15 protein-coding genes and 1 tRNA gene are annotated in these 21298 nt (G+C 55.7%); 7 read left to right on the top strand and 9 right to left on the bottom strand.

Annotation, left to right across the window (positions count from 1 at the left end; translation table 11 throughout):
• Nucleotides 1-15 precede the first annotated feature (15 nt).
• The 7 genes from xsc to ACZ1HV_RS27745 form a co-directional block, all read right to left on the bottom strand.
• Nucleotides 16-1794 carry a sulfoacetaldehyde acetyltransferase gene (xsc, locus tag ACZ1HV_RS27715; protein ID WP_298966544.1) on the bottom strand — a complete coding sequence of 593 codons (1779 nt, stop codon included), beginning with the start codon at nucleotides 1792-1794 and terminating at the stop codon, nucleotides 16-18.
• Nucleotides 1795-2112: 318 nt separating this feature from the next.
• On the bottom strand, nucleotides 2113-4554 hold the full coding sequence (locus tag ACZ1HV_RS27720) for a GcvT family protein (protein ID WP_472716934.1): 2442 nt from the start codon (nucleotides 4552-4554) through the stop codon (nucleotides 2113-2115).
• A gap of 107 nt (nucleotides 4555-4661) precedes the next feature.
• On the bottom strand, nucleotides 4662-7103 hold the full coding sequence (locus ACZ1HV_RS27725; protein ID WP_472716935.1) for a GcvT family protein: 2442 nt from the start codon (nucleotides 7101-7103) through the stop codon (nucleotides 4662-4664).
• A gap of 23 nt (nucleotides 7104-7126) precedes the next feature.
• Complete coding sequence (locus ACZ1HV_RS27730) at nucleotides 7127-7681, bottom strand: helix-turn-helix domain-containing protein (protein ID WP_298818164.1); 555 nt, start codon at nucleotides 7679-7681, stop codon at nucleotides 7127-7129.
• A 242-nt stretch (nucleotides 7682-7923) separates the two neighbouring features.
• Nucleotides 7924-8427: an aminotransferase class I/II-fold pyridoxal phosphate-dependent enzyme gene (locus ACZ1HV_RS27735; protein WP_472716936.1), complete on the bottom strand. Its 504-nt coding sequence runs from the start codon at nucleotides 8425-8427 to the stop codon at nucleotides 7924-7926.
• The gene (locus ACZ1HV_RS27740) at nucleotides 8424-9392 is read right to left on the bottom strand and encodes an aminotransferase-like domain-containing protein (RefSeq protein ID WP_472716937.1); all 969 of its coding nucleotides are present in this window, start codon (nucleotides 9390-9392) and stop codon (nucleotides 8424-8426) included. Before ACZ1HV_RS27740 ends, ACZ1HV_RS27735 begins: the two co-directional genes overlap by 4 nt.
• Nucleotides 9393-9541: 149 nt before the next feature.
• Complete coding sequence (locus ACZ1HV_RS27745; protein WP_472716938.1) at nucleotides 9542-10921, bottom strand: aminotransferase family protein; 1380 nt, start codon at nucleotides 10919-10921, stop codon at nucleotides 9542-9544.
• Between the two features lie 318 nt (nucleotides 10922-11239).
• Between ACZ1HV_RS27745 and ACZ1HV_RS27750 the strand changes: the two genes are divergently transcribed.
• The 5 genes from ACZ1HV_RS27750 (at nucleotide 11240) to ACZ1HV_RS27770 (ending at nucleotide 16606) form a co-directional block, all read left to right on the top strand.
• Nucleotides 11240-12241, top strand: coding sequence for a taurine ABC transporter substrate-binding protein (locus ACZ1HV_RS27750; protein ID WP_298818170.1), 1002 nt, complete (start codon nucleotides 11240-11242; stop codon nucleotides 12239-12241).
• Between the two features lie 84 nt (nucleotides 12242-12325).
• Complete coding sequence (locus ACZ1HV_RS27755) at nucleotides 12326-13132, top strand: taurine ABC transporter ATP-binding protein (RefSeq protein WP_298818172.1); 807 nt, start codon at nucleotides 12326-12328, stop codon at nucleotides 13130-13132.
• Nucleotides 13129-14391 carry an ABC transporter permease gene (locus ACZ1HV_RS27760; RefSeq protein WP_298818174.1) on the top strand — a complete coding sequence of 421 codons (1263 nt, stop codon included), beginning with the start codon at nucleotides 13129-13131 and terminating at the stop codon, nucleotides 14389-14391. The genes ACZ1HV_RS27755 and ACZ1HV_RS27760 overlap by 4 nt, the downstream gene beginning before the upstream one ends.
• 433 nt (nucleotides 14392-14824) lie before the next feature.
• Entirely contained in the window at nucleotides 14825-15028 is a 204-nt protein-coding gene (locus ACZ1HV_RS27765) for a hypothetical protein (protein ID WP_298818176.1), read from the top strand.
• A 381-nt stretch (nucleotides 15029-15409) separates the two neighbouring features.
• Nucleotides 15410-16606 carry a hydantoinase/carbamoylase family amidase gene (locus ACZ1HV_RS27770; protein ID WP_472716939.1) on the top strand — a complete coding sequence of 399 codons (1197 nt, stop codon included), beginning with the start codon at nucleotides 15410-15412 and terminating at the stop codon, nucleotides 16604-16606.
• Between the two features lie 397 nt (nucleotides 16607-17003).
• Here the strand turns inward: ACZ1HV_RS27770 and ACZ1HV_RS27775 are convergent, their stop codons facing one another.
• Nucleotides 17004-17978, bottom strand: coding sequence for a LuxR C-terminal-related transcriptional regulator (locus ACZ1HV_RS27775; protein WP_472716940.1), 975 nt, complete (start codon nucleotides 17976-17978; stop codon nucleotides 17004-17006).
• Nucleotides 17979-18554: 576 nt separating this feature from the next.
• A tRNA-Thr gene (locus ACZ1HV_RS27780) sits at nucleotides 18555-18630 on the bottom strand.
• Nucleotides 18631-18859: 229 nt separating this feature from the next.
• Between ACZ1HV_RS27780 and ACZ1HV_RS27785 the strand changes: the two genes are divergently transcribed.
• Complete coding sequence (locus ACZ1HV_RS27785) at nucleotides 18860-19972, top strand: YHYH protein (protein WP_298987230.1); 1113 nt, start codon at nucleotides 18860-18862, stop codon at nucleotides 19970-19972.
• 118 nt (nucleotides 19973-20090) lie between these two features.
• On the top strand, nucleotides 20091-21269 hold the full coding sequence (locus tag ACZ1HV_RS27790) for an MFS transporter (RefSeq protein ID WP_472716941.1): 1179 nt from the start codon (nucleotides 20091-20093) through the stop codon (nucleotides 21267-21269).
• The last annotated feature ends 29 nt before the right edge of the window (nucleotides 21270-21298 follow it).

Consider the following 21298-nt stretch of genomic DNA (forward strand, 5'->3'; position numbering starts at 1 on the left):
TTTGCGTTTCTCCGCTCAGCTAACCTTCTGCGGCCGCATGTCAGATGCAGAAATGCCCGCGACTTCGACAGGTTTCTTCATCGCGTCGCGCCGGAAGGGTTCGCCAAGTTCCTGGTTGATCAGAACCTCGATCAAGGTGGTTTTGCCATCGTTCATCTGACGATCGATAGCGCTGTCCAGAAGCTCTCTCACTTCGTCCATGGAGCGCGCCTGAACGCCCTCAAGACCGCAGGCCTTTGCGATTGCCGCATAGCTCACGTCTTCATCGAGTTCCGTTCCGACGAAATTGTCGTCGTACCAGAGCGTTGAATTGCGCTTTTCAGCACCCCACTGGTAGTTGCGGAAGACAACCATGGTGATTGCCGGCCATTCTTTGCGGCCGATAGCTGTCAACTCCGTAACGGCAATGCCAAAGGCTCCATCGCCGGCAAAACCGACCACCGGGGTGTCGGGGCAACCGATTTTCGCGCCGATGATTGCCGGCAGCCCGTAACCGCAAGGTCCAAACAAACCGGGAGCGAGATATTTCCGGCCCTGTTCGAAACTTGGATAAGCGTTGCCGATCGCACAGTTGTTGCCGATGTCCGAGCTGATGATCGCTTCCTTCGGCAGTGCGGCTTGAATAGCACGCCAGGCCTTGCGCGGGCTCAACCAATCCGGCTTTGCGGCGCGGGCCCGCTGGTTCCAGGACGTGCCTTCATCGTCGTCTTCATGGTCCATGGACGATAGCTGCTGCGCCCAACGGGATTTTGTTTGCGCGATCGTGTGCACACGATCGTCACGATCGTTGTTGCCGGCGTTCGGGGACAGGTTTTCCAGGATAGCATCGGCAACTTTCTTTGCGTCGCCGACAATGCCGACCGATACAACCTTGGTAAGACCGATCCGGTTCGGATTGATGTCGACCTGGATGATCTTGGCGTCTTTCGGCCAATAGTCCATGCCGTATCCGGGCAGGGTCGAGAACGGGTTCAAACGGGTGCCAAGTGCTAGCACGACATCAGCCTTGGCGATCAGCTCCATGCCCGCCTTGGAACCATTGTAGCCTAGAGGGCCTGCAAACAGGCGGTGCGAACCCGGGAAAGCATCATTGTGCTGATAGCCGCAGCAAACTGCCGCATCGAGCTTTTCAGCCAGCGCCATCGAAGCCGGGATTGCTCCGGCAAGAACGACGCCTGCGCCATTCAGGATCACGGGGAACTTGGCGGTGCTCAAAAGGTCCGCCGCCTGGGAAATGGCTTCGTCGCCGCCGCCAGGGCGTTCGAAATCGACAATAGCGGGAACCTGGGCGTCGATGACCTGGGTCCAGAAATCGCGCGGGATGTTGATCTGAGCCGGTGCGCTGGCACGCTTGGCCTGCATGATCACGCGGTTCAGAACTTCCATCATGCGGGACGGGTCACGAACTTCTTCCTGATAGGCCACCATGTCCTTGAAGAGCGCCATTTGCTCAACTTCCTGGAAACCGCCCTGACCCAAGGTCTTGTTGGCTGCCTGGGGTGTGACCAGAAGCAGAGGTGTGTGGTTCCAGTAGGCCGTTTTGACTGCAGTCACGAAGTTGGTGATTCCCGGGCCATTCTGCGCAATCATCATGCTGACTTTGCCGGTTGCCCGGGTGTAGCCGTCGGCCATCATCCCGCCCGAACCCTCATGGGCACAATCCCAGAACTTGATGCCTGCTTTTGGAAACAGATCGGAAATCGGCATGAAAGCTGAGCCGATAATTCCAAACGCATGCTCGATTCCGTGCGCTTGAAGCACCTTCACGAATGCTTCTTCGGTGGTCATTTTCAAGACGAATACTCCAGTGAAATCAGAAAGACCGATGCCGTCATTGCGGCTTTTCGGAGAGGATTTAACTCGACTTCCTGATGCGCTCTTAGGGCCAGATTAGCAGACTTCATATAGCCAATAAGATGTTTCACAAGTGTTTGAAACCCCTACGGCGGCCGGTTTTTTGGGACGAAGATGGCCCAGTCAGAGGCCGACAACGAATTTAATCCCGTCGATCTCCGGAAACCCTTTCATCTGCCGCCGCCTTCCCACTTCATCAATGCCAATGTTTTTGGTCTGTGAAGCAAGTGAAAAGCCGGCGCAGATTGCCGGGTTACATCAGACTTTAACGCGCTCAGACTTCGGGTCGTAAAATGGTTTCAGTGATGCTTCTGCTTCACATCGCACTCCTGCGACCTCGATTTCGTAAGACGAGCTCAGGAGCTGATCGGGACTCTCGTCCGGGCAAGGAACGTAGCCAAGACCCATGGCGCTGCCAAGGGCATGACCATAGTTCCCGCTGCTCAGGAAGCCAACAACCTCTCCGTCCCTCAATATTGGTTCGGCATGATAGAGCAGGGGCTCAGGGTCTTTCAGGCGGAACTGGACGAGCCGTCGTTGCAACCCTTCCTCGCGTTTGCGCAAAACGGCTTCACGGCCAATGAAGTCGGGTTTGTCCCGTTTGACCGCGAAACCCAACCCGGCTTCCAGAATGTGATCTTCACACGTGATGTCGTGACCAAAGTGGCGGAAGCCCTTTTCGATCCGGCAAGAGTCCATCATGTGAAGTCCACACAGTTTCGCGCCAATTTCCTGACCTGCTTCGTGGAGAGTTTCAAAAACATGCGCCGCCATGTCGGAGGAAACATAAAGCTCCCAACCGAGCTCTCCGACATAGGTGACCCGATGGGCTCTGGCCAATCCCATGCCGATCTCAATGTCCCGTGCAGTTCCGAACGGATTGCCTGCATTCGTAAAATCGTTCGGTGAAACGGCCTGTAGCAGTTTCCGGGAGTTTGGCCCCATGACGGCCAGAACAGCCTCGCCGGATGTGACATCGGTGATGACGACGCGGTAGTCGCCAATATGCCGGCGTAACCAGGTCTCGTCGGCCAGTCGCGTTGCCGCCGGTGTGACCACAAGATAGACGGTTTCGGACAGACGCGTGACCGTGACATCCGCCTCAATGCCGCCCTGGTTGTTGAGCAGCTGCGTATAGACGATTTTTCCAACCGGAACCGAATAGTCACCACCGGCGACATAGTTCAGGAATGCTTCGGCATCCGGCCCTTCGATGCGAATTTTGCCGAAGGATGACATGTCGTAGATGCCGACATTTTCGCGGATCGCCATATGTTCGCGTTTGGAGTTTTCAAACCAGTTCTGACGCTTCCAGGTGTATCGATATTCTCTTTCCTGACCTTCATCGGCAAACCAATTGACACGTTCCCAACCCGCGAACTCACCGAAAACAGCGCCCGAAGCCTTGAGATGCTCATGCAAAGGTGATCGCCTGATACCGCGGGCTGTGGCTTTCTGGCGGTAGGGGAAGTGATCTGCATAGAGCAGCCCAAGCGTTTCTTTTGACCGTTCAAAAAGATATTTGCGGTTCCCCTGAAAGGGCTGCATACGTGAGATGTCGACATCCCCAAGGTCGAAGGGCTTTTCGCCCGTGTTCATCCACTCTGCCAGCGCCATTCCAGCACCGCCAGCTGACTGAATGCCGATGGAATTGAAGCCTGCCGCAACCCAGACGTTGTCCATCTCGGGAGCCAGGCCAAGGTGGTAGGCATCGTCGGGTGTGAAGCTTTCCGGGCCATTGAAGAAGGTATGAATGCCGACTTCAGCCAAAATCGGCAACCGGTTCACGGCCGCTTCGAGGATCGGTTCGAAGTGGTCGAAGTCTTCCGGCAGCTGATCGAATTCAAAATCTTCGGGAATGCCGTTCATGGCCCAGGGTTTGGCGTTGGGCTCAAAAGCACCAAGAAGGATTTTTCCGGCATCTTCCTTGTAGTAGGCGCATTCGTCCGGAACCCGCAGGACAGGCATGTGAGGGAGCCCGGAAACACTGTCGGTGACGATATAGAAGTGTTCGCAAGCATGAAGCGGAACGTTCACACCTGCCATGCGCCCGAGTTCATGGCCCCACATGCCGCCGCAATTGACCACGTGATCGCATTCAATGACGCCCGTGCCGTCGGCAGATTGCCACTCGACACCGGTCACTCTTCGGCCGGCTTTCTGCAGGCCTGTCACCTTGACCCGCTCCTTGACCTTGGCACCACCCATCCGGGCTCCTTTGGCCAGGGCGAGTGCGATATTGGCCGGATCGCCCTGACCATCGCGAGGCAGATAAACACCGGCAATCACGCCATCGGTGTTAAGATACTCGTATCTGGATTTGACTTCCGAGGGGGATATTTCCTCCACTTCCACGCCGAAGGCCCGCGCCATGGAGGCTTGCCGGAAAATCTCTTCCCTGCGTTCTTCGGTTAGAGCGACCGTGATCGACCCACAGCGCCGGAAACCGGTGGCGACCTCTGTTTCGGCCTCCAGATTTCCATAGAGTTCCTGGCTGTATTTTGCGAGCCGGGTCATGTTTTCCGTCGCGCGCAATTGCGCGATCAGGCCGGCCGCATGCCAGGTTGTGCCTGATGTCAGCTGTTTGCGTTCCAACAGAACGACATCGCTCCAGCCTTGTTTGACAAGATGGTAGGCGACGGAACATCCGATGACGCCACCGCCGATAATGACGACGCGAGCCTTTGATGGAGGTGTCACGATGAGCTCTTTCCGATTTCAAGACCTGAGGAGATGTCTCCGTCAGACTGAGTGTTGATAGCTATGTCCGAAGGACGAATTTGAAAGTGAGACCCAAGGGCTTGTGCTCAAGCCCTCAGTCGTTCGTTCTCAGGATCCCAAAGCGGTTGATCGGGCTGCACAACAGCCTTGTGGCGCTTGCCGTAGATCTCGACTTCGAGTTCCGTTCCGGGATCCGTCAGGTTTGCTCTGACAACGCCGAGCGCGATCGAAGCATCGATCCGGTAACCCCATCCGCCAGAGGTGACTTCCCCGACCAAGTCGCCGTCCTTGAAAATGCAGGCCATATAAGGTGCATCACACTCGTCAGCTTCAACGGTGAGTGTGACAAATCCCTTTTCCGGTCCTCGTTCCGCTTCCGTCTGGAGAGCAGATTTCCCAGGATAGTCCTGCAGCTTTTGTAGTTTGACAAAGCGTCCAAGACCGCTTTCCAGTAAGGTGTAGTCGGTGGAAAGGTCGACTTTCCAGGCGCGATAACCCTTTTCCAGGCGCAGGGCATTCAGCGCAAACATGCCGAATGGTGTCGCACCTTCTTTCAGGACGGCATCGTAGATGGCGGGCATGTCGTTGAAACTTGCATGCACCTCCCAACCGAGTTCCCCGGCAAACGAAACGCGGACAAGCAAGGCCGGTTTTCCAGCAACTTCCGTGAACTGGTGGGTTAGCCAGCCCGTGGACAGGTCAGCATCCGTCAGTTTGGAAAAAAGCTCGCGGGATTTGGGACCACTTACAATAAGCGTTGTGACCTCCCGGGTGCGATCCTTTAGGTCAAGGCTATCCGGCAAACCGTCTTTCAAGACGGCGAAATCGTGCCATTGGGCTGGTGCTGCGGTAATCAGCGTGAAGTCGTCTTCACCGTGTCTGATGATCGACATTTCGGTCAGGACGCGGCCACGACTGTCGGGGAAATAACCGAGTGTCATGCGACCAGCTTTGGGTAGCGCCCCGGCAATCTTGCCGCGCAAATACTCCGCCGCCCCTTCGCCGCTCAGCGCAAAGCGGGAGAAGCCGGGAAGGTCGAGTACGCCGACACCGTCTCTGACAGCTTCGCACTCCGCACGTACACGCGGCTCCCATGGACCAGAACGCTTCCAGGTCTGGGTGGCTTCTTCGCCGGTGTCGTCTCCAGCTTCTGCAAACCAGTTTGCACGCTCCCATCCGTTGAAGGTGCCCATCTGGCCGCCCAAATCGAGAACCTTCGCGTGGTTGGGGGATACTTTCCGGTCAGGCGCCGCAGGCCATCTGTGGTGAGGGAAGTGCATCGCATATTCGTGACCGTAAACTTCCTTGGCCTTGTCGACGCAGTATTGGTCATCTGTGTAGTCGGTATAGCGGCGCGGATCGACACACCACATGTCCCATTCGGTATGGCCGTGCATGATCCATTCGGCAGCGACCTTGCCGGCACCACCGCCCTGGGCGATGCCAAAAGTGAAGGAATGCGCTTCAAAGGCGTTCGGGACACCCGGCATGGGGCCGATCATCGGCAGGCCGTCCGGCGCATAGGGGATCGGTCCGTTGATGTTACGGCTGACACCTTGTGTTCCCAGAAGCGGCACGCGGGCCATCGCGTCTTCAATGTACCATTCGAGTCTGTCCAGGTCGTCAGGATAAAGCTGGAAGCTGAAATCATCCGGCATCTGATCGTCTGGTGTCACCCAGGCGGCCTGGCAGTTGCGTTCGTAAGGACCGAGGTTGAAGCCGACCGTTTCCTGCCGCAGATAATAGGAGCTGTCAACGTCCCGGATCATGGGAAGTTTGCGGCCGTTTTCCTTGGTCCAGGCTTCAACTTCCGGCACAGGTTCGGTCAGGAAATACTGGTGGCTCATCACCGCTGCCGGGACAGGGCGTCCACCGTAGGGCAGGAACCATTCCCCGACGCGCTTTGCATAGTAACCGGCGGCATTGACGACATATTCGCAGCGAATATCGCCCTTGTCGGTGTGGACGATCCATTCTCCGTTTTCACGGCTGACACCCGTTGCCGGTGTGAAACGCGTGATCTTGGCGCCGTGGGCGCGTGCACCTTTTGCAAGTGCCTGTGTGACCTGGGCAGGGTCGATGTCGCCGTCGAGCGGATCCCAAAGGCCACCTGCAAGGTCGTGGGTTTCCATGAAAGGATAATGCTGCTGCAGTTCTTCCGGTGTGCAGATGTCCATTTTTAGGCCCATCTGCCGTGCCATTCCGACTGCGTGTTCGAACTCCATCATGCGCTCGTCATTGTGCGCGAGGCGAATTGCGCCCGTCACATGATAGTTGATCGGGTAATCAACCTCGTCCGCCAGGCCGCGATACAATTTCAAACTGTAGCGTTGCATGTTCATGATGCCGAAATTCATCGCGAAGTTCGGACAGTTTCCAGCTGCATGCCAGGTCGAACCGGCTGTCAGTTCATTCTTTTCCAGCAGGATGCAGTCGGACCAGCCGTTCTTGGCAAGGTGATACAGCGTGGCAACACCGACAACACCGCCGCCGATGATTACAACTCGGGCTGTAGAGGGTACGGACATTCAGAATTCCTTCTTGGAATGCGTCAATAAACGGGTGGGGAAATCACCCAAATGGCGATTGCCGGCTCGGAGTAGGGATTGCTCCAGCGATAGGCTGCATTGCGGATGCGAAAGCTGTCTCCAGCCGCCACCGTGAAAGGTTCATCATCGAGCCAGATATCCAGTTTTCCGGAAAGGAGATAAGCGACTTCCTGCGTGGGGCGCTGAATGGGATTGTCGCGGGATGATCCTGGCTGAAAGGTGGAGTGGATCATCTCGAAATTGTCGGTCAGATCCGGCGAAATCAGCGTTTCGAGAAGCCCGGCGTCGCGTTCGCCGATCACCCGGCGGGCCTTCGCCCTGACTACCTTTCCGCTTTCGTTCTCCGGCCCATCCGCGCTCCCGAAGAACAATGAAACCTGCACGCCGAAAGCGTCCGCGATTTCCCGCAGGTCAGACATTCTGGGAGTTGAGATGTCACGCTCTACCTGCGACAGCCAGCCAACGGATCTGCCAAGTCTGTTAGCAAGATCTTCAAGCGTCATTTTTCTGGCCGTTCGAAGGGCTCGGATGTCCTCGCCCAGACTGCTATGTTCCATTCTGAAGACCTGCTTATGAAAATTTCACCGATAATTTCATGCGGCAAAATGAAAAAATCAACAAAAATTTCACGTCGCAGAAAGATTCTTTGTCTTTCCATCGAAATACCATGGAGAACGAAGCACAGAAGTTCTGGACTCAGCGCGAAATTCGGTTCGAATGACCGTTGCTGGAGCTTGAAAAAACTTAGCCTTCAGAAGCTTCTCGGCCGATTGGCGTTTTGCTGAAAAGAGCGACCCCGCTACCGGCGGGTTTCTTTGATTTTTTGGCCGATTAGGGAAATGCCATCGGGAATATGCGCTGAGGCGATTGAAGAATAGGCAAGGCGATAATGTCCAGGATCTTCTTCATCGGCTGCGAAGAAGGCGCTGCCGGGTTCTATCAGAACACCGTCCTGTCTGAGGCTCATGGCAAGCTTGGTGCTGTCAATGCCGTCAGGTGCCTTCATCCAGAAGGACGATCCTCCGAACGTTCCTTGCGTTGTCAGTGAGAGCCGCTCTTCACTGATGCTTTGCTCCATGATCGAACGCCGCTTTCGATAGATACGGCCCATGCGCGCGATCTGTGCGTCATAATGACCAAGGGACAGAAAATAGGCGGCTGTGCGCTGAATGAGGCCCGGCGGGTGGCGCAACACAAGAGAGCGCAACGCACGTGCTTCGCGAATGAAAGGCTCTGAGGCAACGATGTATCCAAGCCGCAGTCCGGGAAAAAGCGATTTGGAGAACGAACCCACATAAATCACGCAGCCTGTCGGATCGAGAGACTTGAGAGCCGGGGAGGGGATTTGAGAAACGAAATCTCGAATTCATAATCGTCTTCAACAATGACAAAACCACCCTCGGCGGCCAGTTCCAGGAGCCTGTGACGACGCGAAACCGGCATTGTTGCGTTGGTAGGGCAATGATGGCTCGGCGTTGTGAACACCACGTCCAGACTGTCCGGAAGCTTTTCAGGTGGCAGGCCCGCATTGTCGACGTCGATGGAGATAGTATTGCATCTGGTCTGATTTAGGATCTGCCGCAGACCAGGGTAACAGGGGTTCTCGATAACAGCCGTTCTGCGCTGAGTTAGAAGGATCTGCGCCGTGATCCAGAGCGCATGTTGTGCGCCCATCGTAATCAGGATTTCTTCCGGGCGTGCGGTGATCCCGCGTCTCGGCAAGATCTGCCGCAAGATGAACTCGACGAGCATGGGGTCGTCACGCTCGTAATAGTCGGTCGCCAGAATGTCGAAATCCTTACGGCCGACGGCCTTCAGCGCGCAGTTCCGCCAGTTGTGGTGATCGAAAAGACGCGGATCGGATTGGCCATAGATGAAGGGATACTTGTAGTCACGCCAGTTTTGCGGGCGCATGACGGGCACATGTGCCAGAAACCGCTGGCCGAGCGTGCGCGACCAGTCGATGCCGGTGTTTTCCGACTGGTCCGGCAAATTGAATTTCGGCCTGCTTGGAGCGTTTTGCGCGACGTAATAGCCGGAACGCCCTTTTGAAATCAGGTACTCGTTGGAAACAAGTTCAGTATAGGCGATCGTGACCGTTATTCTGGCGACACCAAGATGTTCGGCAAGCTTACGGCTTGACGGCATCCGTTCACCCGGCAGGCAGCGCCCGGACAGGATTGCTTCGACCACAAGCTGCTGTATCTGCTGCTGCAGAGAAGTTTCAGTGTCTGGTCGAAGGAAGAATGTTTCCGCCGGTATCGCCATGCCTGGACCTAATTTCTTTGACGTCTGGATCTATTAGATGGTGCATCGGATCGTTTGGCAATTGAAACCAGCACAAAAAATAAGCGTGGCTGTTTCGGGGCAGCCACGCTTTTCAGTTTCAGGGAGTTATCGCTGTTTGCAGCGAGTTGTTATCCGAAAACCCGTGTCAGGGCGCCGTCGATCGCGTCGGTGATCTGGTCGATATCGTCCGTTGTCGCTATCAGTGCCGGCGACAGGCAGATGGTGTTGTTGAGACCCGGCAAGGCGCGGTTGGTGACGCCAATGATGACACCTTGCTTCATGCAATCCGCGACGATCGCCTGCATGAGCTTTTCCTCTGCCGGTTCCTTGGTATCGCGATCCTTGACCAGTTCAGCGCCACAGAAAAGGCCGATGCCACGCACATCACCGATCACGGAGTGCTTTTCCATAAGCCCGTGGAGATTGGCCATCAGCCGCTCGCCCATTGCGGTTGTGTTGTCGAGAAGGTTTTCGTCCTCGATGATCCGCATGTTTTCAAGAGCCGCTGCCGGGCCGGCGGTGCAGCCGCCAAAGGTTGAAATGTCGCGGAAGTGGTTCATTGGATCGCTGGAGTCGTCTTTGAAGAGGTCAAAAACCTTTTCGGTGGTGACCATGCAGGCGATTGCGGCATAACCGGACGCCACGCCCTTTGCCATTGTGACGAAGTCCGGCTTGATGCCGTAGTGCTGATAGCCGAACCACTTTCCTGTTCTGCCAACACCGCAAACCACTTCATCGATGTGAAGCAGGATATCGTATTTCCGGCAGATCTCCTGAACACGGTCCCAATACCCCTTGGGAGGTGTTATGACGCCGCCGCCTGCGGTTACCGGTTCCAGGCAAAGTGCGCCGACGGTATCCGGTCCTTCCTGCAGAATCACTTCCTCGATGGCGTCGGCTGCGCGCTCTCCATATTCTTCAACATCCCACTGGGCGCGGTATTCGCAGCAATGCGGAACGGGAACGAAGCCCGGCGTATAAGGACCGTATTGCGCATTGCGCTCCGGTTGGCCGCCTGCCGAAATCGTGGTGATGGACGAGCCGTGATAGTCACGCTCGCGGTAGAGGATCTTGTGTTTCTTGCCGCCATAGCGCTTGTGCGCGATCTGCCGGACAATCTTGAAGGCCTTTTCGTTGGCTTCAGTGCCCGAGTTGGTGAAGTAAACGCGGCTCATGCCGGGCATCTTGGAAATAAGACGTTCGGAAAAGAGCGCACCAGGAATGGAACCCGCGGAATTGGCAAAATAGTTGAGCTTGATGAGCTGGTCACGGACGGCGTCGGCAATCGAGACGCGGCCATAGCCGACATTCACTGTCCAGACACCACCCGAGACGGCATCCAGATGTTCTTTGCCGGTCGCATCCCACAGCCGCATGCCCTTGCCTTCGACCATGATCTTGGGGTCGGACGTTTCAAGGGACTTATGCTGAAACAGGTGGTGCCAGACATGGCTGCGGTCAGCTTCAATGATTTCGCTCATGTCGTTCGGGGATGCTGCAATATTCACGGCCATGTCCTTTCGTGCGTCAGCTTCAAGCGCGACTGAAGAGTGAATTCAATTGAGAGTTCTGCCAGCCTAATTCTAGGCAATTGCTCAGTTTTCAAGCAGGAACGTCAATTTCCAATCCAGACAACATGCACCCAGCGGCGACATATAGGGCCAGATCGGGAATAGCGTTAGCTCCAGTTGAGTGTTTTTATTGTAACCGTGTGGTTCTGCCGTAACCATTTTCGCACGCAGGCCAGCCGCATAATCTGGGAGACGGCAAAAGACAGGAATACCTGCATGCCTGCATAATAACGAGGGAACAGTGGGAAGATAAAAATGACCTACAAAACGAAACTATTGAGCGCAGCTGCTGCATTGGCTTTCATGAGTGGCCTACCGGCAACTGCACAATCTGAAGAACTGACCGTCGCCTACTTCCTGGAGTGGCCGATGCCATTCCAGTATGCCAAGGCGACCGGCATGTATGACGAAGCGCTCGGGATGCCTGTCAAATGGGTTTCCTTTGATGCCGGTACGGCAATGTCCGCGGCCATGGCTTCCGGTGACGTGCAGATCGCTGTCAGCCAGGGCGTGCCACCCTTCGTGGTTGCGACGTCCGCAGGACAGGACCTGATCCTGGCAGATATCGCCGTGAGCTACTCTGAAAACGACAACTGTGTCGTGGCAGAAGCGCTCGAGATCGAAAAAGAGAATGCCAAGGAACTGGAAGGCAAGAAAGTCGGAGTTCCGATCGGCACAGCCGCCCATTACGGTTTCCTGGAGCAGATGAAGCACTTCGGCGTCGACATCACGACGATGGAAATCGTTGACATGGCGCCGGCCGACGGTGCAGCTGCATTCGCACAGGGCAACCTGGACATGGTTTGCGGCTGGGGTGGCGCGCTGCGCCGCATGACGGAACACGGCAATGTGCTTCTGACAGGAGCTGAAAAAGAAGAACTCGGCATTCTTGTCTTCGACGGCATCAGCACACCGGCGAGCTTTGCTGCCGAAGAGAGCGAGCTTTTGAGCAAATTCCTCGCGGTAACCGAAGAAGCCAATGCCATGTGGAATGCTGGTGACAAGAAGGCTGAGATGCTGAAGGTCATCGCAAAAGACGCTGGTATGGATGAAACGGCAGCGGAAGAGTCTCTGGCAACCTTTACCTTCCCGACAATGGAAGACAAGCTGAGTGCCAAGTGGCTTGACGGCAACGTTCAGAATTTCATGCTCGGTGTTGCTAACGTGTTCAAGGAAGCCGGCTCGATCCCGGTCGCTCTGGACACCTATGCTGATACGGTCGATCCCAGCTATCTGGCCGCGGCACAATCCAACTGATTGGCGTATCCTGCATCGAATGGGGCGGCGCCTGTCGCTGCCCCATTTCTATTCTCTTATTCAGGCTGCAGGAGATGGTCGGCTATGGATGGCCTTCATATTGAAAATATTTCCATGCGTTTCGATCTGCCCAACGGAACGCACGTCCAGGCGCTCAAGGATGTTTCCATCGAGCTGAAGACGGGCGAAATCATGTCGGTTCTCGGACCATCGGGCTGCGGCAAGACAACCTTGTTGAACATTGTGGCCGGGTTTCTCGCTCCGACGGACGGTCAGATTCGCATGAACGGTCACGTTGTCACAGGGCCGGATGCCGAACGCGGAATGGTTTTCCAAAAGGGTGCGTTGTTTGAGTGGATGAGCGTCCGCAAGAACGTGGATTTCGGACCCCGGATGAAATCGATGCCAAAAAGGCAGCGAGACGAGATTGTCGATCATCTATTGGAAACGGTTGGGCTTCAGGACTTCAAGGAAAAGGCGGTTTATGAACTTTCCGGAGGCATGCAACAGCGTGTCGCGCTCGCCAGATGCCTTGCGAACGATCCCGACGTCATTTTGATGGATGAGCCGCTTGGCGCACTCGACGCGCTGACGCGTGAAAAAATGCAGGGTCTTGTACTGAAGCTTTGGAAGGAAACAGGCAAGACAGTTGTCTTGATCACGCACTCCGTTGAAGAAGCACTGCTTCTTGGGGAGCGCTTGCTGGTGATGGCTCCAAGGCCAGGCCGTATTCACAAGGAATACCGGCTGCCGTTTGCCGATCGCGGCGTGAACATGGATTTGCGCGAGGTCAAGAAAAGCGAAGGCTTTGCCGAAAAACGGGAAGAAATCCTGTCGATGATCTGGGAAATGGAAGAAGAAATCATGGGCAGATCGGAGACAGCAGCATGACCGGATCCGTCGTCTTCCTCATTTATGCCGGCCTGTTTCTGGCCAGTTTCTTTCTCGTCCGGTATCTCAGCGGCAAGCTGCAACGAGGTCAGGACTTCACGAGCCTCAAAACCGTTACTTTCGGTGATGAAAGTGCGATCACGCCCAACAGGGCGGCGTCTGTCATTTCAATCGTGGTGATCTTTTTCATCTGGGGTGCCTTTACCGGGTCCAAATGGGTGCCGGTCCACGTTCCAGGCCCGTTTGTCGGAGAGACGTCCTTTACCTATACGGCCAAGGACGCAAGCGGAAAATCCGGCGAGGCGACGGTCGACGTGATCGTTCATGAGCCCGGTGTGAAAGCGGAAAAGCCGGAAGTCGCGGCCTCTGACGGATTTGTCCAGAACGATTCTGGTACCGTTGGCGCCTGGCGGTCCGTTCTTTTGAAAGTCACGCGGAACGATGGTGAGGGCGCGGAAGTAACCGCGGTCGACGGCAAGCCGATAGCAGCTGGTGAAAGCGTCAGTGTTACAAACGGCACCGTCACGATGACGCCAAAGGGCTCACTCAGCTTTCAGCCCAGCAAGGGCCTGCAGATGGAACCCATCTGGATGCCGGCTCCTGAAGCGGTTGTTGTCCGGTTCGCGGAAATTGCCTCGCAGGGCTACCAGAACTTCACCTTGTGGGAGCATCTTGGCTGGTCACTCTTGCGCGTCGTTGCCGGCTTCCTGCTCGGTTCGCTTATAGGCATTCCGCTCGGCTATGCGATGGGCTTGTCCAGCTGGGTGCGTGGCTGGTTCGATCCGATCGTCGAATTCATGCGACCCGTTCCGCCGCTTGCCCTGATCCCGCTGGTTATCATCTGGTTCGGTATCTGGGAAACAGGCAAGATCGTATTGCTGTTCCTGGCGGCTCTCTGGATCATGACAATTGCAGCAAGGGCAGGGGTCTCCGGCGTGAATATCACCAAGGTTCATGCTGCCTACTCCCTCGGGGCCAGCAAACGGCAGATCCTGCAATATGTCATCGTGCCCAATTCCTTGCCGGAGATCTTCACCGGAGCGCGCGTTGCCATGGGCGTATGCTGGGGCACAGTGGTTGCAGCCGAACTGGTCGCGGCTCAAAAGGGCGCGGGTATGATGATCATCGCGGCATCGAAGTTCCAGCTGACGGATATCGTCATCATGGGCATCATCCTCATCGGAATTGTCGGTTACAGCATTGATATCCTGATGCGCTTTGCCGAACGTATTCTGGTGCCGTGGAAAGGCCGTTCCTGACGGACGAAACATGAATGAAGCCTACGGCAACACCAGTTTAATCCGGCTGGTGTTGCCGCAGGCGTGATCTGGTGACAGTCAGAAGGGCTCTGTTTTGAGGCAAACCATGATCACTGCAACTTGACTGGCCAAACGCATCTCGAATCATTGACATTTTCGTGCCGTTGAAAGAACTCTGATCCAAAGTTCTGGAGTGTTCTGAATATGGCTCTCTAAAGCTTCGGATGGCTGGACAAGATGCGTTCCAATTTTGCACGTTAAAATTCATTTTAAGTAGATATTTCAAGAGCTGGGCATGTAGCTGACATAAAAAAGAACGAACCCCTCAAAGAGGCATCTTTCGCTTTCTCAAAAGGGCAATTTAATTTCTTGATTTTGGTCAAGACTCCGAAAACCACGATGGCCGATTTTTTGGGTTTTCAGGGAGGGCTGATTGCGACTGTTCCGCACATATCTCTTGCACAACGGTGTCAGAGTGGCTGGCAGCCAGAGAATTATCCGCGCGGAAAATGCCCAGTCTGCAGCGGAAACCATTGCCGGAAAAAAGCTTCGCCAAACAGGCGCTGAGCATGAGGTTCGCGTTGAAGTCCACTCCGTCGAACCGGCCCAGGGCCCGCTCTTTTTCTACTTGCTGTAGATGGGTGGAGTTCTGATTTTCTTTACGTTTCTTCCGACTGACTGAAATGGGGCCGGAAGGGGACTGGCGGGTTTAGGTCTTTCAGACAAACAAAGCGGACAAACGCATAACGGCGTTGGTCGACCGTTTCGTCCCGCGTTTCGGAAGTTCCCTGAGGTGAAATACCAGCGCCAGCCACGCGCAACCGGAAAGTTCTGGGGGAAGCGCGTAAGGGACTGCACGACCGAGGGCGCCATGGCCCGTTTGACAGCTTGGCTGTTTGACGCGCTTTTGGGTCAGTTAGCTTGAAAGGTGAGCAAATCGGCTGCAGCATAAAAAGAGGACGTTCCAATTGCGGAAGGTCGGGCAAATTCTGGGTGTTTTCAGTTTGGGAAGGTCAAGATGAACGTTCTGCCAGACAGGTTTTTAAGAGATCTTCTCACGCTCCGCTCCTTCGGTGCGAGTGGAGTGGGCAAGGGAGTGGTGCGTCCGGCGTTTTCTGAACCAGACGTGGCTGCCCGAAAGTGGCTGATCAACCAGTTTGAGGCGACGGGCCTGGCCCCGCATGTGGATCCTGCGGGCAACGTCTTCGGCCTGACCGATGCTCCATCCATGCTTTTGGGGTCTCACACCGATACCCAACCCGAAGGAGGCTGGCTGGATGGGGCATTGGGTGTCATCGTCGCATTGGAGATCGCGCGTGCTGCGAAAGAGGCGGGTGGTCCGCCAGTGTCAGTCGTGAACTTCCAGGATGAAGAAGGGCGATTTGGTGCGCTGACCGGATCCAGCATTTATTCAGGCAAGACCACACTTGCCGAGGCCGACGAATTCACGGACATGAACGGGGTCTCTTTCCGCGATGCGCGGTCTTCAATGGCGGCTCTTGCAGGGGCGTTCGTGCCACAAAACCAATTCTCGGGTTTCATTGAACTACATATCGAACAGGGCAGCACATTGGACGACGCGGGCGAGGCGATTGGTGTTGTCACAGGTATTGTCGGATCCCGGCAACTGCAGGTCACCCTGACAGGTCAGCAAAACCACGCTGGCACCACGCTGATGCACCAGCGAAGAGATGCGTTTCAGGCGCTGTCGGCATTCAACGCCGCGCTAAACGACCGCCTTCGGAACATTGTAACACCGCGCACAGTCTGGACGATTGGTCGGATACACCTGCGGCCCAATGCACCCTCCATTGTGCCCGGTGAAGTGAAGTTCAACGTGCAATGGCGCGATGTTGATGACGATCGGCTAGCCCGGATGGAAGCTCTTGTTCGCGATCTTGTTGCCGAGATTGCCGTTGGCCATGGAATGCAGGCTGAAATTGTACCGGTCAAGGCACTGCAGCCCGTTCCAATGGACGCCAACTTGCGCGCAGCCTTGAGCGCCGCAGCTGAGGCGCAGGCCCCGGGTAAGTGGCGCGAGATGCCGTCGGGCGCCTTGCACGACGCTTCAAACATGGCGCGGTTGATGCCGTCAGCGATGTTGTTTGTTCCGTCGGTAAACGGGATCAGCCACGATTTTGCCGAAGACACGCACGAGGCTGACCTGATAACCGGTCTGCGTGTGATGGCGGACGCCGTCAGCCGACTAAACTGAAACAGTTGTCAAACCAGAGCCCCGTTTGCTCAAACGCTTATGCGCTCCGACAAACTTGACGCCGGACAATAGATTTCCCGAGGCTGGCCTAGCTCATCGGGATCAACTTGTTGTCGCAGAACCAACGGGAAGAGCTTCTCTGGTCGGCAGGGTAGCCAAGCAAATCGGCCATTCGATCTGACCGCAACGAATGGCCGCTTCCCACCCCAACTCGTAGTTTTGGTGCGTCTCAAACGAACGTCTGCTTTCAGGCTCAGGCTTCAACACGGCGAACGACCAATAAGGCGGCGCTTAGCGGTCGTTTGTTTCTGGTGCGGCGAACGTCTGGTAAGAGCCCTTTTGGACGGATGTCGCACGACGTCTGTACGGAGGCTTGAGCTCGTCAGTCGAGACAGCCTTATCCGATGCTCAAGAGTGTTCGCACCAATGCGGTTTGAGAATTGACACCGGTTTTTTCGTAAATACGAGACAAGTGCGTTCTTGCCGTGTTTTTGCTGATGCCGAGGGTCTCAGACGCGGTAATTAGATTGTCGCCCTGCACGACACGACGCGCCAGCAACATCTGCCCCTCAGACAGCCCGAAAACACTTCCGGCAACGCTCAACCGGACATTGATATCACCGTCGCTTGCGGTTTCTACAAACGTCAAACCATCCCTGACAAAGAGAACACAAACGACAACGTTTCCTTCGTCCGTTTCCCCCAGTACGACTGGCAGCCGAAAGTTTCGTCCACTCTCGACCATATACCGGTAATGCTGAAAGTAGCCATGCTGGAGAGCTGCGCGTTCCAAGGCTGCTTGAAGAATTTTGTCCCATTCAGGCCGCGCCGCGCGCAGCCGGTTGTTCGATATCTGCAGCCCTTGGTGGCGTTCAAGTTGCTTGCGCGCCTCGTAAGGAGCACAAAGGATTTCCCCTTTGGCGTTCACCGCCAGCCTGTTGGCATCAATTTGCTGATGACCACGCAACACGAATGAGGCGTAAAGAATACGCCACCGGCCGTCTGATCGTTCCAGCACTCTGGTTTCAAAAGTCTCTTCGACGCGGCCATTCTCATGTCTGGAGGTCTCGTTGAACACAACATGGGCTATGTTTCCGCTCACCGTAATGCTTATGTTGAACCGCTGAATATCGGATATCTTGCAGGTTGCTCCGTTCTCCATCACGTTTTGCATGTAGTTGCTGAGCGTCTCCCATCCTTCAAGAACCGTTGCTCCGAAGGATGATGAAATGCAGACTTCGCGCGTACGTTCATCTTGAACCCAACACGCTGCCCAGCCATCAAAGTCCTGCTGCACAAACCTGTCGGTTTCACGTAAAATCACGTCCATGATCGCGGAATTTTCGGCAAGTTCGTTCGCTGATTGCGTCATCGTCGGTCAATGCTCATTCGGCCTGGAAACCAACCGTGGTTTCGTGGCCTCAGTTGCCTTGTTTTCTCGAACAGTAATCTGATTGCGTGGAGCCAGCTGCAACTGTGTTGATTGTAAAACTCATCTTCGGTGAGCTCTGCACCAAGAAACAAGTCGGCCCCGACCTTTGCTTGCAAAGGGTCCATTCGATTGTCTCCCCATAGCCGTGACATCTTGGGAGATACTGGCAGAATAACCGGAACTGCGTTGTCACCCGAAGTGACCACAAGTGTCCAATTGTTGAATTTTAAGCGGTAATCGAACCAGACCCACCTTGCTCCCTTTCCGACGGCAGCTTGCAGATCGATCAGACATCCAGCGTAAGTCCGAAATTGAAGCGCTTAGCGGGCGTAGGCCGCGCTGTGCGTCAGCAACTGCAATGTGCCGAATACGACCTTCCTAAGCTGCGAAATCTGGGTGCCAAGTGAAGATGTACGCTACAGCGCTACAACAAAGGTGAACTTCGGTTTCGACACACTGCCATGGAAAGCACGTGCAACGTCACCGTGTCAAAAAATCTAATTGTAGAGAGAAAACTGGTGCCGGCAGCAGGATTCGAACCCGCGACCCCGAGATTACAAATCACGTGCTCTACCAACTGAGCTATACCGGCGCCGGGAATGGCTTCTACCAGATTGGCGGCGCTTGTCCATGCCCTTGTGGCAAAAATTCTTTTCCAGACCCAACAAACTTTCTAACGCCATAGAAAAGCAACCATAATTGCCCCGTCACTGTGGATAAATCCGTTCCAAGGCCGGTTACAGACTATTACAAATTCACCCTGCGGTCTGTCCGGTTGCTGTGTTAAGCCAAATGACGTGGGCTATATCGGGAATGCACAAATGAAATTTGCAAAACCAATGGGTTTGTCGGCGGTGATCGTCTTTTCGTCGCTTGCGTTTTCAACGACATCAGAAGCGCACGATATCAAGACCTGCAAATGCGATGAGGCCTGCTACACCAAGGAGATCGAGACGCTGGAATGTTCCGGTGGCAAGGCGCGGTTTTCGTCCAAAGGACTGCCCGACACCGACGATCCGATCATGCGGGGCATCATTGCCACCAATCAGCAATTCCCGTCGGTGCACAATTACGAGTTTGAAATCCTTTTGACGCCGCAGCTGTCAAACCGGCCGACAAAAACAGAAGCAGGTCCGGTCGGTGTTGCCGTCAACGGTGTTCCGATCTTCGATCCAAGCACGCAGGGGCCGGTGAACAGGTCGACCGGCAAGCGCCCGAGCGCCTTTGAAGCCGGCGAACTGGATGTTTGCGGCGGCCATGCGGGCAGGGGTGACGACTATCACTACCACATTGCGCCCAAGTGCCTGATTGAGGATCTCGGCAAGACGTGGGTGGAGGTCGACAAGAAACCGATCGGCTATGCAATGGACGGGTTTCCGATCCTGGCGCTTGGGTGGTTCGACAAGGCGAACGGGGTTGAAAATGCACTCGACACCTGCCGTGGCATGAAAGACGAGACCGGTGACTATTTCTATAATGTAAAGACCACCTCCGATTGGGATGTGCTCAATTGCCTTTCCGGACACCCGCAGAATTTTGCGCGCGATCGTTGGCTGCATCGCGTGGACCGCACCGGCAAGGAGATCACCGGCATTCCAATCCGGTTCGCCATCAAGGACAGCACCCGGAACTCATATGGCGGCGATGTCTGTCACGTGATGACGGGCATGCTTCAGGGCGAGCAGATCCTCCAGACCAACGGCAAGGCGCAGCGGGTCGGGGCCGAGGAGGGAAGCCTCTTTTATTGCAACAAAACCTGCTACGGCCTCTTTTTCGAGGCAGACAAAAGCAGAGCTTTTCGCGGCAGGGCAATCTATTTTGACTATATCGCATCCGGATGCCCAAGCGGGTTCGATGTCTCCGGGCTGAAAACCTTTGCCCCTTACGAAGGTCCGGTGCAGACCCGAAAGGGGCCTCCCGGAACCGGGCGGTAAGCGGGCACCTGCCGAACCTGGTAAAATTCGTGTAATGCTGTGCATCGACAACCCAAAATGAGTCGCACCGGGCAACGGCACCTCGCGGTGCGGCCCGTCTTCACTGAACAGGGAATACATGACGCGGGCACAGCGCATCTGCCTGATCTTTTTTCTGCAGCCGATCGCGCTGGGAGCGTGGTTGCCGCATATTCCGGGCATTCAGACCTCATTGGGTCTCAGCAACAGTGAGCTTGCCTTCGCTCTGATTGGTGCTCCGATCGGGACGTTGACAACGCTCCTCTTTGCCGGGCGTATCGCCAACTGGTTGGGCGCGCGCCGGATTACACTGGTGCTTTATCCGGTGTTTCTGCTCGTCATGCTGCTGCCGTTCATGGCACCGACCCAATGGGCCCTGATGATAGCGCTTGCCTTTATGGGAAGTTCCCTATCCCTTTTGGAACTGGGCCTGAACGTGCTTGCCGACGAATATGAAAAGGATACCGGCGGTAAGGTCATGAGCGTTGCTCACGGGTGTTGGAGTTTCGGTTTGTTGACCGGTACGCTGATCGGATCGGCGGTTGCAGGGTTGGGGCTCTCACCATTGTTGGCCGGACTGGCGATTGCGATCGTTGTCGAAGCGCTGGTGTGGCCGGTAATACTCAAGATGCCTGTCGCTGAGGCTTCCACCAGTGCGCAGGAACATGCGCCAGGGTTTCGGATGCCGCACCCGTTGTTGCTCGGCGTCTGTGTTTTCACGTTCGGCACGACAATCGTCGAAGGAGCAATTGCGGACTGGGCCGCAGTATTCCTGCGAGACGCGTTTGCCGCAAGCCCGGGACTGGCCGGTCTCGGTATTTCCGTCTTTTCCCTTTGCCTTGCTTCAACCCGGCTGTTGGGCGACAGGCTTCGACATGTGGCGGAGCCTGGCAGGCTGGGGCAAATACTTGCAGCGGTGGGTCTGGCCGGTCTGGGCATCATCTGGGTCGCGCCGGGCGTGTCGGTGGCGCTTCTTGGGCTCGGTATTCTTGGCATTGGAGCCGCGCTGGCATTTCCACTGGGCGTCTCTGCCGCGTCTGCGGCACCAGGAACAAGTGCGGCTTCGAACGTCGCGATCCTGTCTTTTATCGCGTTGCTGGGCTTCCTGCTCGGGCCGTTGACGATTGGCCCGGTTGCCGATGCCTACGGTATTCGCACCGGTCTTATGGTGCTCGCACCGACGCTCTTCTTGAGCCTGATCCTCGCTCCGTTCCTGACACGTGCCGGTAATTGGAGTGGTAGACGTCAGGTCAGCGACGCGGCTGGCCCGGCTGAATGAATTCTTCCCGCAGCATACGGAACATGTTT

Source organism: Roseibium sp. JB4-4 (genome assembly GCF_055693425.1).